Here is a 13891-nt window from a genome sequence, read left to right as displayed (position 1 = left end):
CCCGACGGTGGGCCTGCCCCACATGCGTGGACGCCTCAGATAGGCTGAAGGGCCTGGAGGTGAGGATGTCGGAGGGCGTGAAACGGCGCCGGAGCTTCCCGGAGGCGCTCAAGTACGAGGCGGCGGCCGCTCGGTCTCATAGGTGGCGGCGGAGCTGGGCGTGCCGGATCGCTTGATCCGGTCCTGGCTGCGCTAGGCCGAGGGGCGGCCTCCTGTGGTGCGCGACGCGCTGGCGCCGACAGGTTCAAGGCACGGCCAGTTTCGGCTGTCCCGAGCGGAGTTGAGCCCGCCATCGGTGAGCCGGTAGGGCAGCGATGCCCGACTACCCTCCGACGCTGCCGGCGTGACCGCCGGTCTCCCCGGCTCGGTATCGGGACCCGTCGCCGGCCCTCTTCCAGGGCGGTTCGCTCCCAGCGTTGCGGCCGTTGCGCAGAAGCCACACGCCCCACGAAGAGGATTCCTGCACGTTCATCCGGATGCAACGCTGGCGCTCTTCGGAAGTTCCCTGGATGCGGCGATGGGCCGCGATCCCGGCAGCAGGACGCCAGCCATGAACTCAAAGAAGGCCTTACTCCTCGCAACCGTGATGGCGATGCCGGCTGCCGCCATCGCGCAGCCGGTCAGCGGCCTATACGTGGCCGGCGGCGCCGGCGTGAACTGGCTCACCGATTCCGACGGCGGCAATCTGCAGAGCTTCATCGACAGCACCAACGTCAATCCGAACAATCTCGGTCTGACGCCGAGCGGAGGCTTCAACGCCTCGTTCAACCTCGGCTTCGTGGGGCTGATCTCGGTCGGCTACGGCTTCGGCAACGGCCTGCGCCTCGAGCTCGAGGGCAACTACCGGCAGAACGACGCCGATCAGGTGAGCGCGACGGGATTCACCGGCACCTCGGGCGGCACTGCGCGAACCTACGGCATCATGGCCAACGCCTTGTACGACTTCGGCGCCACCTCGCGCTGGACCGTGCAGCCTTATCTCGGCCTCGGCGCGGGCTACGCGATCCATGAATATGACAACGTCTCGCTTCGCGGGCGCACAACCGCGGGGACGACGGTCCCGCAGTTCCGCATCGATGATTCCGACGGACGCTTCGCCTACCAGGCGATCGTCGGCCTCGGCATCCCGATCACCTCTGTTCCTGGCCTCGCCCTCACCGCCGAGTACCGCTTCTTCGGCATGCTGTCGCCGGAATTCTCCGCGACCGCGACCAATGCAGCGGGGGTCACGCGCCGGACGAATGTCGAGGTCGATGCCTTCAATCATTCGATCCTGCTCGGCGTCCGCTACAACTTCGGACACGCGGCGCCCGCGCCGAGCGCCGTCGCCGCCGTCGCTCCCGCTCCAGCGCGTACCTTCCTCGTCTTCTTCGACTGGAATCGTGCGGATCTGACGGCGCGCACGCGCCAGATCATCGCCGAGGCGGCGCAGGCGCGCACCCGGCAGCAGGTGACGCGCCTCGAGGTGACGGGCCATACCGACACGTCGGGTTCGCCGCAGTACAACCAGGGCCTGTCGGAACGCCGCGCGAATGCGGTCGCCGCCGAGCTCGTGCGCCTCGGCGTGCCGCGAAACGAAATCACGGCGCGCGGTGTTGGTGAGGGCCAGTTGCTCGTCCCGACCTCGGACAACACCCGCGAGCCGCAGAACCGCCGCGTGGAAATCGTGCTGCGCTGAAGCCGCGCCGGCAAGGAGCACAATGCGGTGCAACTTGCCGACGCTCGCCAGGACATGGCGCGTGGCCGAGGGAGATATCCGATGCATGGCGGAAGCGCGGACGGTGTGCCGACCGCCACCGGCGGTCACGTTCGAAGCCGCAATCATCGATGCGGCCAGTGTCGTCGCAGGAGGGAAGCTGCGCCGCGTGCTGGAGGCGAATTCGGGAAGCCGGAGCACCTGAAGGGAGCCCTCTCGGTCCGGGACAGCGAAAATCGCCCAGGGCTGACGTTCGTGGTCGTACGGATCGCGCCCAGATAAGACCGGACAGGCGGCATGGATTGAAGGGCGAGGCGCTCGAAGGGTTGTGGCCGCCTCGGCCACGGCCCATCTCCGCAAAGCGCCGGGTCGTTCGGGTCGTGGCGGCCACCCCCGCCGCATCACGTGGCCAACGTCTTTCGACCGCCCATCCAAAGCCGCTCCGCGCCGTCGATGCGCGGCCATGATCAGCCCAGGAGGGGATGCGCCGTGCCGATCCTCGGTATCCAGCATGTGACGACATACAGGTACCGGCAGCCTGTCGCCTTCGGCGAGCACCGGATGATGTTCCGTCCGCGGGAGGGGCATGACCAGCGGCTGATCGAGGCAACGCTCGAGATCACGCCGGAACCCTCGGCGATCCGCTGGCTGCATGACGTCTTCGGCAACAGCGTCGGCATCGCGCATTTCTCGACCCGTGCCAGCGAACTGCGCTTCGCCAGCAGCGTTTGGATCGATCATTCGCCGGTGAACGCGCTCGACTATCCGATCGCACGCGACGCCGAGACCTATCCCTTCTCCTACGATGTAGAGGACATGGCGGATCTCGCCCGCTCCATCGAGAGGCAGTATCCGGACCCCGAGCATGCCGTGGAACGCTGGGCGCGCCAGTTTCTCTGGCGTGACGGGCCGACCGGAACGCGCGACCTGCTCGCCGACCTCACCCACGGCGTTCGTCGCCACTTCGTGTATGTCGCCCGCGCCGAGCGCGGCGTGCAGGACCCACTCACGACCCTGCGCCTCGGCAGCGGCACCTGCCGGGACTTCGCGGTCTTCATGATCGAGGCATTGCGCGCGCTCGGCCTCGCGGCGCGCTTCGTCTCGGGGTATCTGTATGCGCCGGAGCCCAGCGGCCGGGTTGGAGGTGGCGCAACGCATGCGTGGCTGCGCGTCTATGTGCCGGGCGCGGGCTGGGTCGAGCTCGATCCGACCAACGGCATCATCGGCAATCGCGACCTGGTCAGGGTCGCCATCGCCCGCGATCATCGCCAGGTCGTGCCGCTGCACGGGACCTGGACAGGCTTTCCGTCTGACCATCTCGGCATGACGGTCGACGTCACCGTCACGGACGTCCGGCCGCGTGCATGAGTCCGCGCCGGGCCCCGGGCTACCGGGCCCAACGCCGCGTTGCCACGCTGACGGCCCGCCCGTCCGCGCCGGCCTCTCGTTCTGCAGGAGCTTTCCATGCGCATCAGCGCCGGCTGCCAGATCGTCTATGACTGCCCGCAGCCCACGCCGATGCTATTGGTGGTCACGCCACATCCCTCTCGCGTGCCAGACCTGATCGGGCCGCATGAGCTGGCCTTCGATCCGCCGGTCGCTGCCAGGAGTTACAGCGACGGCTTCGGCAATGTCTGCACGCGAATCGTGGCCCCCGCCGGTCGGCTGACGATCGCGACGCGCATACTCGTCGAGGATTCCGGCATGCCCGATCCCGTCATCCGGGCGGCGTGGCAGCGTTCCGTCGAGGAACTGCCGGACGAGATGCTGATCTATCTCCTCGGCAGCCGCTATTGCGATACCGATCGGTTGTCGGACATAGCCTGGTCGCTGTTCGGCCAGGGGCCGACCGGTTGGGACAGGGTGCAGGCGATCTGCGACTACGTGCATGACCGCATCGCCTTCGGCTACGAGCATGCGCGCGCGACGCGAACCGCCTCGGAAGCCTTCATGGAGCGCCGAGGCGTGTGCCGCGACTACGCGCATCTCGCGATCACGCTGTGCCGCTGCGTCAACATCCCGGCGCGCTACTGCACGGGCTATCTGGGCGACATCGGCATGCCGCCGCCCTATGGGCCGATGGATTTCGCCGCGTGGTTCGAGGTCTTTCTCGATGACCGCTGGCACACCTTCGATGCGCGCAACAACGTCCCGCGCATTGGGCGAATCCTGCTTGCGCGCGGCCGCGATGCAACCGACGTCGCGATCGCGACGACCTTCGGGCCCTGCACGCTGGTGGGATTCAGCGTCTTCACGGACGAAGTGACGCCGTAATGTCTGGCGGCCGAAGGCTTCACCTTCGGCCCTAATTCTCGGATGCGGAGATCCAGTCGCCTGGCTTCGCCGGACTGCCGGCGGGCCGCATTCGCGGCCTCGGCAGCCTGGTGCGGCAGGGGGTAGATCCTTCGGCCGCCTAAGTGGAGCGATCATCCTGCCTGCACGTCGTTCCGCCACAGCAAGCCGGTCGCGGCAAGCGCCCGGGGCCGACGCGGCTGCGGCGCAGGGCGCTTTTGGCATGGCGCGCAACTCACCATCTGCCTGATGCGGATGGAGGCGCGCGACACGCGCCAACGCCTTTTCAGCGCGAGCAGCGAACCAGATGCAACTTTCCGCGCGAAGCGCGCGTTACTGGACGTCGTCGCGACGCCGATCCTCCTCTCGACGGGCCTTCCGACGTCCATAGGTAGCGCGGACGCTGTCGGCGCGATGGAAGACCGATCGTGTGGTGTGGTCCTGGCGTCGTGCGGGAGACCTTCCCGCCCATGCCCGCTATCGAACGTGTGCCTTGGCGTCGTGCGGCACGGGCATGTGCCCATGCGCGGCGCGTGTCCGGGCGTGCGCCAGGATACTGCGATCGCGCCGCCACGGACCGCCCCGTGTCGGAAGCGGGCTTCGCGTGCAAGACACCGCGCGCTTCGGCGCTCATGCAGAAAATGCGGCAGGAGTTCCATCACGATGACGTCCCGAGCGCCTCCACTTCACCGGATAGCCTTCCTTGGAAACCATGCGCCGCGCATGTGCGGCCTCGCCACCTTCACCGGCGACCTTCGCAGCGCCGTCGCGGGCGCAGTGCCGGATGCCGAATGCTTCGTCCTGGCGATGACCGATCCCGGCGCCGACTACGACTATCCGCCGGAAGTCTGGCTCGACATCCCTGAAGACGTTCCCCAGGCCTACGGCCGTGCGGCCGAGTTCCTCGGCGACGTCAATGCCGACATCCTCTGTGTTCAGCACGAGTACGGCATCTATGGTGGTCCCGATGGGGACCGACTGCTTGCCCTTGTCAGGCGCGCGACCATGCCGGTGGTCGCGACGCTGCACACCGTGCTGGACCATCCGACGCCCGGCCAGTTCCGCGTCCTGCAGGAACTCATCCGCTGCGCAAGCCGGCTGGTGGTGATGACCGAGCGGGCGCAGCGTATTCTGCGCGAGGTCCACGGCGTGCCCGCGGAGCAGATCGCTGTCATCCCGCACGGCATTCCCGATCCTCCTGCCGAGGATCCTCCCATGGCGCACAAGGCCGAGTTCGACGCCGTCGGGCGAACGGTGCTGCTCACCTTCGGCCTGCTTTCACCCGGCAAGGGAGTCGAGCAGGCGATCCGCGCGATGCCCGCGATCGTCGCGCAGCGGCCCGACGCGCTCTACCTCGTCCTCGGCGCCACCCATCCCAACATCCTGCGTCGGGAAGGCGAGGCCCACCGCGATTCCCTGAAGCGGTTGGCGGCACAACTCGGCGTCGCGGACCATGTGCGCTTCCTTGATCGCTTCGTGGACCTGCCGACGCTGACCCGCGCCATCGCCGCGGCCGATATCTATCTCACCCCGTACCTGAACGAGGCGCAGAGCGTTTCCGGCACGCTCGCCTACAGCTTCGGAATGGGAAAGGCAGTGGTCTCGACACCGTACTGGCATGCCGCGGAACTTCTGGCGGAAGGACGCGGCGCACTGGTGCCCTTCGCCGATCCGGCGGCGATCGCTTCGGCTGTCGTCGGCCTCCTTGCGGACCCGGCGCGGCTGCGCGCGATGCGTGAAGCCGCCTATGCGCTGGGCCACGGCATGCGGTGGTCGAGGATCGGCGCACTCTATCGCGACGTCTTCGCCGCGGCGCGGCTGGAGGCGACCAGGCAGCGCCGGCTGTCCCCGCGCGCGGCGCCCTCGATCCCGCCCAGGATCGCGGAGGCCGGCGGTACGCCCGCCCTCATCGCGCCGCCGGTGCGGCTGACCCACCTTGCCCGACTCATGGATTCGACGGGAATTGCGCAGCACGCGACGCGCGCGATCGTGGACCGGACGCATGGGTATTGCCTCGACGACAATACCCGGGCGCTCATCCTCGGCACGATCCTGACGGCCGAAGGCGACCCCGCTGCCTCGGCAATGCCGGCGAACTTCCTCGCCACGACATCCGCCTTCGTCCAGCATGCCTGGGATGCCGACACTGGGCGCTTCCGCAACTTCATGGCCTATGACCGCCGGTGGCTTGAGGCCGTCGGCTCGCAGGACAGCCATGGCCGCGCGGTCTGGGCCCTCGGCACGGTCATGGCCCGCGGGGAAGACCAGTCGCAACGGGGGTGGGCACATGGTCTGCTCGAACATGCGGCGCCGCCGGCGCTCCGGTTCGACTCCCTGCGTGCATGGGCATTTGCATTGCTCGGCGTGGTCGAAGCGCTGGCGGTCCGGCCCGGTGACCTGCGGCTGGAGCGGCTGCGCACCAAGCTCGCGGAACGGCTCCATGACCATCTGCGCGGCAACCGGCGGCCTGGCTGGACCTGGTTCGAGGATGTCGTGGCCTATGACAATGGGCGCCTGCCGCAGGCGCTCATCGCGGCTGGCCACCAGGCCGGGAGGGCGGAGTGGTTGGCGTCGGGGATCGAGGCGCTCGCCTGGCTTTGCCGGAACCAGCGCGCGGAGGCCGGGCACTTCCGGCCCATTGGCTCGGCGGGTTTCTGGCGGCGGGGGGGCGAACGCGCCCTGCATGACCAGCAGCCGGTGGAGGCGGCCGCCACGGTCGGGGCGTGCCTGACGGCATGGCGGGCCACGGACGACGAAGACTGGCTGGAGGAGGCCCGGCGTGCCTACGCCTGGTTCCTGGGCGACAACGACCTCGGGCAGCCAATGCACGACGCGCGATCCGGCGCGTGCCACGACGGCTTGCTGTGCGACCGGGTGAACCAGAACCAGGGCGCGGAATCGACGCTCGCCTTTCTCATGGCCACGACCGAACTCCGTGCCGCGGTTGCTGACGAATGGCGGCGCCGCGACACCGGCATCGTGCAGGCCGCCCAGTGAGCGCGGGACATCCCGGCCTCGCAAGGCTGCCGATCGTCCTGGAGCCGGACCCGGCGCGGGTCATCGTCCGACCGTTCCTTGCCGCTCTCGATCCGCGGGATCTTCACCGTTCCGACCTGGAGCGTGCCACGCGCCTGGTCGAGCGGATCCTCGCGATGGATGCGCCGGCGGTCGAGGCGGTACTGCAGACGACCCTGCGGGACTTCGGCGCGCGCCACGCGGACCTCCCGGCGATCCTCGAGGAGCGCTACACGCATATCCGCGACCTGCTTGGCCTCGAGCATGACGTCTTCCAGGCGCGACGGCTGCTGATCGGCGCCTATTTCAGCAACGAGTACAGCTTCCAGTCGGCGGCCCTGTTCAACCCGTCGATCGTGCAGCACCCGGACCAGTCGGGCCTCGCGCCCGACGAGCTGCGCTTTGTCCTCAGTCTCCGGGCAACCGGCGAGGGCCATATCAGCTCGATCTGCTTCCGCTGCGGCGTGATGAACGGCGCCGGCGAGATCCGCATCGATCCGCCGGACCTGTTCGCCACGACGCCGCGGCGTACGACCGCGGCACGGCTCGCCGACTCCTTCGACATCACCTTCCCGCCTAGCGTGGCGTTGGGCGAGCGCGTGATCTTCCCGATCACCCAGACCCAGCGCAACGGCATCGAGGATGCGCGCTTCGTACGGTTCGTCGAGGATGACGGCAGCGCCTGCTACTTCGCCACCTATACGGCGTATTCAGGGCGCGAGATCGCCCCGGAGATGCTCCGCACCGATGATTTCCGGCGCTTCTCCTTCATGCCGCTGCGCGGCGACGCGGTTCACAACAAGGGCATGGCCTTGTTTCCGCGCCGCGTCGGCGGCCGCTACGCGATGCTGGCGCGTTCGGATGGGGAGACACTGAGCCTCGTGCTGTCCGACGACCTCCAGGTATGGAACGGCGGGCGTGAGGTCCTTGCGGCTGCCGCGCCCTGGGAGTTCGTGCAGATCGGCAATTGCGGCGCCCCTGTCGAGCTGCCGGAAGGCTGGCTCGTCTTGATGCATGGCGTCGGCCCGATGCGGCGCTACTGCATCGGCGCCGCGCTGCTGGATCTGCGCGACCCTGGCCGTATGCTCGCGCGGCTGCGCGGGCCGCTGCTCGTGGCGGCCGGCGCCGAGCGGGACGGCTATGTCCCCAACGTCGTCTATTCCTGCGGCTCGCTCGTGCATGGCGGACGCCTGGTCATGCCCTACGCGGCGTCGGACAGCTCCACGCGCTTCGCGGTCATGCCGGTGGCTGACCTGCTCGCCGCAATGGACTGACACCGCGATCGACGACGAGGCATCGGCTCGGGCCAGGCCCTGCGTGCAGGAGCGCGACGGTGGCACCCGGCGCGCCGTCCATGCGTGCGGGCCGACCCGTCGCAGGGATGAAGGCGGCCGCACCGGGGGGAAGCGCGCGGCCATCGAGCGTGGCGCCGCCCGCGAGCGCGACCAAGATGTGTTCGGGCGCGCCGTCAGGTGCCAGCGTGAAGCCTGCGGCCGCGTCGCAGATCTCGAGGACGAACCGCCGCGCCGTCGCCACGGTCCGACGCGCGATGCCGGCGCCGGCGGCGCCGACGACAACGCCGCGGGACCGACCCAGATCGGCCACGTCCAGGGCCGCGTCGAGTTGCAGTTCGCGTGGCCGCCCATGGTCGTAGAGCCGGTACGTGATGTCGACGGGATCCTGCACCTCGAGCAGCACGATGCCAGCACCGATCGCGTGGACCGTCCCCGCCGGCACCAGGATCGTCTCGCCAGGCCGCGCCGCGTGCGGCCGCAGCAGCGAGAGGACCGTGCCATCCTCGGCGGCCGCACGCAGGGCGCCGCGGGTGACCGGTTGGCGCAACCCGATCCAGACGCGCGCGTCCGCCGTCGCCTCCAGGATATGCCAGGCCTCGTCCTTGCCGGATGCGGATGAGCCCGCGATGCGGGCCGCTTCATCGGTGGGATGCACCTGCACCGAGAGCGGGGCCGCGGTGAACAGCAGCTTGGCGAGCAAAGGGGGACCGGCCTTGCCGCGACTTCCGTCCGCGACCAGCGCGCCGAGCGTTCCGCCACCCTCGACGCTGCACTGCACGTCGCTGAGCCATGCCTCGCCGATCAGCCGTCCGTCATCCGCGACGTCGAAGGCACCGCGCCACAGGCCCACGCCCAGGTCGCCGCGGCCCCAGATCCGCTCGATGAGCAGGGGCGTGATCCGCGATGGTCCTTGCCGCGTCATGTATACGGCTCCTCGCCTCTACGCTGGAACGAGGGCTGTCGGACCAACGCTGTCATTGGGCAATCGTTCCGCTGCGCCTGGAGGGGACTTTCTTCCCCTATCGTGGCAGCGTAGCCACGAGCCGGTAGATCGCGACGAAATGGCATCCGGCGGCGACCAGCACGAAAGCATGCCAAAGCGCCTTGTTGTAGCGGAGGCGGGTCGAGAGATGCACCACGACGCCGAGAATGTAGAGCGATCCGCCGGCCGCGAGCAGCGCGGCCTCGATCGGCCGCAGGGCGCTGAGCAACGGTCCCATGGTCGCGAGACCCGCCCAGCCCAAGGCGAGGTAGGCGAGCACCGACGACCGGTCGAGGCGGTCCGGTGCCAGCAGCTTTGTCGCCGCCCCCACGATGGCGCCCATCCAGACCGCTGCGAGCACGCTCCAGCCCCAAGCGGTTGGGTTCGAGAGTGTGACGACGGGCGTATAGGTCCCGGCGATCATCACGAAGATGGCGGCGTGGTCGAAGCGCCTCAGTCGCGCACGCCACCGGCGCTCCGCGGCGAAGCTGTACAGCGCCGAGCAGGCCGGCGCAGCAAGCAGCCCCATGCCGTAGATTCCGGCCGCGGCAACGACGAGCTCGCCGCTCGACCGTAGCGCGGCCAGCATGAGCACCACGCTCGCGAAAAACGCGGCGGACAGCCCAAGCAGATGGATGCAGCCATCCGCTAGCCGTTCGCCGCGCGAGGAGGTGCGGGCTCCGCTCATCGCGCGAGGTCGTCCTGCGCCTGCTGCTCGGCGAGAGTGTGGAACTCCTCTCCCGCGAACCGGCCTCGCACTGCGCCACGACCACGGCAGCAACTTCATGGCCGAGCACTTCCAGCAGCAGGTCAGGTTCTGGGGCATCTCGCCGAGCTACGCCGTCGTCGGAGAACCCGAGACGAATGGCGTTATCGAGCGGCTGTTCCGGACCTTGAAGGAGCAGATCGTCCATGGTCGCGTCTTCGAGACGACCGACGAGGTCCGCGATGCCGTCCGCGAGTTCGTGGGCCGCTACAACGCCGAGTGGTGGATCGAAAAGAACGGTTTCCGCAGCCCGCTCGACGCCCGCGCCGCGCGGGTCGACACGAACCAGAAGCGCGGTGCAAAATGCTCCCGCGTGTCCAGGGAACCGGGTCCGGTACAGCAACCTGTCGAGCTCCGGGCCGTTCAGGCCTCCGGCAAGCCCGTTTCCAAGCGGCGCCGCCACGGTCTCGCCGATGCTCGCCGGCATGCCGTCGAAGAAGTGCGAGATCGAGGCATCGAGCGCGCCTCCGAGATCGTGCAGTCGTCTCGCGGAGATCCCGTTGAGGCCCCGCTCGCACTTCTGGATCTGCTGGAGCGTTACCCCGACTGTCTTGGCCAGCGTCGTCTGACTCATGCCCGAAGACAGCGTCGCAGTCGTACGCGCGCGCCGACATGGGTATCGACGGCGTTCAGGGCGCGCCTGTTCCCGGCGTCGGAGATTGCATCCGCACGCCGCGACGCCGCCGTCCCACCAGCACGCGGCGCCGGTTCGGCTCGGGCTTCGGATCTGCTCGGCTGAGATTCACCGAGACGCTCCAGTCGGAAGGGAAGCGCGCTGCGGACGCCCACGCGGTCATCAGGTTCGAGAGCAGGACCCTCCGATCCGGATACGGATACCCCGGTCGGCTTGGCGATCGCCCTCATTCTTTTGCCCCGCTCCATGTGTCGCTGCTGCCGGCTTCGAACGCGCGGGGGCATGGGTGGTTTCCCTCCATCGAGATGTTCTTTCCCTGGCGGTGACCGCAAGGCCGGTGCGAATGTGTGCATTGCCACGATGGTGTTCGGATCCCGACCATCGGGCGAGGCGATGTGCAGCCGCCGGCGCCCATGCGCCCGCACCTCCTTGGCAACATGGCCGAACAGTAAGATGAGGACCCAAGATGCCGACCGACTCAGCGCCGCGTCCTCCGGCTTCGGAGCATGATGGCGCCCCGCTCCCTCGGGCAGCGGTGCCGGCACCGCCCACGACAGGCGACCGGGTGGATGCCCCGCCTTTGGCGATCGTGGTGACGCCCCTTCGCGTCGTGAGGGTCGTCGGTGTGCTGCTCCGGCGCTGGCGCTGGCGCATCCTTGGCGTCCTGACGCTGCTGGGCGTGTGCCTCTACCTCGCAATCCCCTGGTTGCTCGGGCCGATCGTCACGGCGCAACCCGTGGTCCGCGGCGCGCTGGTGCAGAGCGTCGTGGCAAGCGGCCGGATCGCGACGCCACACCGCGTGAACATCGGCAGTCAGATCACCGGCACCGTCGCCTCCATTCCTGTCGGGGAGGGCCAGGCGGTCGCCGCGGGCCAGGTTCTCATTACGCTCGAGGACAGCGAACTGCGGGCAAGTGTCGAACAGGCAGAAGCGGCGATGGCCCAGGCCGCGGCCCGCCTGCGCCAGATCGTCGAGGTGACGCTGCCCGTGGCCCGGGAGAATCTGAGCCAGGCCCAGTCGAACCTGCTCAACGCGCAGCAGCAATATGCACGGGCGGAGAGCCTGCGCTCGGGTGGCTTCGAGACGCAGGCACAGCTCGACAACGCACGTCGCACCCTCAACATCGCGCAGGCGCAGGTGCGCGCCGCACAGGCGCAGGTCGCCGGCAACGTCCCTGGCGGGACCGATTACGTCGCCGCCGAGGCCGCGCTGCGCCAGGCGCGCGCGAGTCTGCTCGTGGCGCTCTCGCGGCTCGGCTACACGCAGATCCGCGCGCTGGAAGCCGGCACGCTCATCGCCCGCAACGTGGAACGTGGCGGGGTCGTGCAGCCGAACCAGGTTCTCATGGTGTTGTCACCGGTCGGGCAGGTCGAGATCGTGCTGCAGATCGACGAGAAGAATCTCGGCCTCATCGCCGTCGGCCAGGGGGCGGTCGCCTCGGCTGACGCCTATCCCGACCGGCGCTTCGCCGCGGAACTCGCCTATATCAACCCGTCCGTCGATCCCGATCGCGCCGCGGTCGAGGTAAAGCTGCGCGTGCTCGCCCCGCCAGACTATCTGCGCCAGGACATGACCGTGTCGGTGGACATCTCCGTGGCGGAACGGGCGGATGCACTGGTCCTGCCGATCTCGGCCGTGCACGACGCGGCGGGCGCGGCACCCTGGGTGCTGCGCATCGAGGATGGACGGGCACGACGCCGCGCCGTCACGATCGGCCTGCGCGGTCCGCAGCGGGTCGAGATCCTGGACGGGCTGCGCGAAGGCGACCTGGTCGTGCCGTCCAGCGTGGCGATCGTCGATGGCGGCCGGGTGCGGCCCATGGCGGCGCGATGAGAACGTGGCTGCCCTTCGAATGGATCGCCGCCATCCGTTTCCTGCGCGATGGCTGGATGCAGACGATCTTCATCCTCGCCGGCGTTTCCATGGGCGTCGCCGTGATCGTGTTCATGTCGGCGCTGCTCACGGGAATCCAGGCAAATTTCCTCAACCGTGTCCTGAGCGCCCAGGCCCATCTCGTCCTGCTCCCGCCGGACGAGGTCGCGCGTCCGCTGCGCGCCGCGGAAGGTGTGGTCCAGGATGCCATTGTTCAGCGGCCGTCGCAGCGGATCCGCTCCATCGACCAGTGGCAGACCGTGTTGCGGCAGATGCGGGACATGCCGGAAATCGCCGTGGCAACGCCCGTCGCCGCCGGCGGCGCGCTTGCCGTGCGCGGCGAAGCCAGCCGTTCCATCACGCTCACCGGCGTCGAGCCGGAAGGCTACTTCCGCATCGTCAAGCTGCCGGACAGCATCGTGGCGGGACAGCCCCGACTGACCAGCGAGGACATCGTCATCGGCACCGACCTCGCGGTCGAGCTCGGTGTGGGTGTCGGCGACAAGCTGCGGGTGACGACGGCCACGGGTCGCGACGCGACCCTGACGGTGACGGGTCTCTTCGATCTCGGCAACCGTGGCGTGAACGAGCGCAGCACGTTTGTCGCCCTGCGGACTGCGCAGAGCCTGCTTGGCCTTACCGGTGGCGTGACGAGCCTGCAGGTCACGCTGCATGATCCCTATGCGGCGGAAATCCTCGCGCGGCTGGCGCATGGCATGACAGGCATCCGTGCCGACAGCTGGATCAGGACCAATCTGCAATTCTTCACGGCGGTTAACGCGCAGCAGACCTCGAACACGGTGATCCGTCTGTCGGTCGGCCTGTCCGTGGCACTCGGCATCGCGAGCGTTCTCGTGGTCTCTGTCGTGCAGCGCTCGCGCGAGATCGGCATCCTGCGCGCGATGGGCGCGCGGCGCGGGCAGATCCTGCGGGTCTTCCTGATACAGGGGGGCGTGCTCGGGCTGCTGGGATCGCTGATCGGGTCCGCGACAGGCGTCGGCGCGCTGGTGGCCTGGCATGCCTCGGTCCGCCAGGCCGATGGAAGCCCGCTGTTTCCGTTGATGATCCAGCCACAGCTGTTCGTCATCGCAGCGGTCGTCGCGGCATCGACCGGCGTGCTCGCGGCGATGGCGCCCGCATTGCGCGCGGCGCGGCTCGACCCCGTCGTGGCGATCCGTGGCTGACGCTCCCGCGCCGATGGAGCCGGACGTGCTGCGCCTCGTAAGCGTCGTCTGGGCCCCACGGCCGCGGTGAATTGGGTTCAGGATGCTGCGGCGTGATGTCGCCAGTAGTCGCGGATGGCGCAGACGGCTTCGGGGATGTGGTGGTAGGCGCGGG

General features: G+C 68.9%; 10 protein-coding genes. 8 read left to right on the top strand and 2 right to left on the bottom strand.

Annotated features, from left to right (window positions below):
* Window positions 1-517 precede the first annotated feature (517 nt).
* From E8M80_RS09285 to E8M80_RS09265, 5 genes are all read left to right on the top strand, one after another.
* Window positions 518-1678 carry an OmpA family protein gene (locus E8M80_RS09285; protein WP_240789960.1) on the top strand — a complete coding sequence of 387 codons (1161 nt, stop codon included), beginning with the start codon at window positions 518-520 and terminating at the stop codon, window positions 1676-1678.
* A 507-nt stretch (window positions 1679-2185) separates the two neighbouring features.
* Window positions 2186-3064, top strand: coding sequence for a transglutaminase family protein (locus tag E8M80_RS09280; protein WP_137125410.1), 879 nt, complete (start codon window positions 2186-2188; stop codon window positions 3062-3064).
* Window positions 3065-3160: 96 nt separating this feature from the next.
* Window positions 3161-3970 carry a transglutaminase family protein gene (locus tag E8M80_RS09275; RefSeq protein ID WP_137125409.1) on the top strand — a complete coding sequence of 270 codons (810 nt, stop codon included), beginning with the start codon at window positions 3161-3163 and terminating at the stop codon, window positions 3968-3970.
* Window positions 3971-4711: 741 nt separating this feature from the next.
* A complete protein-coding gene (locus tag E8M80_RS09270; RefSeq protein WP_206035601.1) occupies window positions 4712-6985 on the top strand; it encodes a glycosyltransferase family 4 protein in 2274 nt (757 codons plus the stop codon).
* Window positions 6982-8277 (top strand): glycoside hydrolase family 130 protein, encoded by a 1296-nt coding sequence (locus E8M80_RS09265; protein WP_240789959.1) that lies wholly within the window; start codon window positions 6982-6984, stop codon window positions 8275-8277. Before E8M80_RS09270 ends, E8M80_RS09265 begins: the two co-directional genes overlap by 4 nt.
* On the opposite strand, the gene E8M80_RS09260 is transcribed toward E8M80_RS09265, so the two are convergent.
* Both E8M80_RS09260 and E8M80_RS09255 read right to left on the bottom strand, forming a co-directional pair.
* Window positions 8240-9148: a class I mannose-6-phosphate isomerase gene (locus E8M80_RS09260; protein ID WP_137125406.1), complete on the bottom strand. Its 909-nt coding sequence runs from the start codon at window positions 9146-9148 to the stop codon at window positions 8240-8242. The genes E8M80_RS09265 and E8M80_RS09260 overlap by 38 nt on opposite strands.
* A 169-nt stretch (window positions 9149-9317) precedes the next feature.
* Window positions 9318-9968: a PAQR family membrane homeostasis protein TrhA gene (locus E8M80_RS09255; protein WP_170979305.1), complete on the bottom strand. Its 651-nt coding sequence runs from the start codon at window positions 9966-9968 to the stop codon at window positions 9318-9320.
* 97 nt (window positions 9969-10065) lie between these two features.
* On the opposite strand from E8M80_RS09255, the gene E8M80_RS09250 reads away from it, so the two are divergent.
* The 3 genes from E8M80_RS09250 to E8M80_RS09240 all read left to right on the top strand — a co-directional run bounded on the left by E8M80_RS09250 (window position 10066) and on the right by E8M80_RS09240 (window position 13737).
* Window positions 10066-10785, top strand: coding sequence for an integrase core domain-containing protein (locus E8M80_RS09250; protein ID WP_170979304.1), 720 nt, complete (start codon window positions 10066-10068; stop codon window positions 10783-10785).
* Window positions 10786-11290: 505 nt separating this feature from the next.
* Window positions 11291-12514 (top strand): efflux RND transporter periplasmic adaptor subunit, encoded by a 1224-nt coding sequence (locus E8M80_RS09245; protein WP_206035600.1) that lies wholly within the window; start codon window positions 11291-11293, stop codon window positions 12512-12514.
* Window positions 12511-13737: an FtsX-like permease family protein gene (locus E8M80_RS09240; protein WP_137125402.1), complete on the top strand. Its 1227-nt coding sequence runs from the start codon at window positions 12511-12513 to the stop codon at window positions 13735-13737. Before E8M80_RS09245 ends, E8M80_RS09240 begins: the two co-directional genes overlap by 4 nt.
* The last annotated feature ends 154 nt before the right edge of the window (window positions 13738-13891 follow it).

Source organism: Roseomonas sp. HF4 (assembly GCF_005222755.1).
Lineage (GTDB): Bacteria > Pseudomonadota > Alphaproteobacteria > Acetobacterales > Acetobacteraceae > Neoroseomonas.
This window is presented reverse-complemented; position numbering and strand designations above follow the sequence as displayed.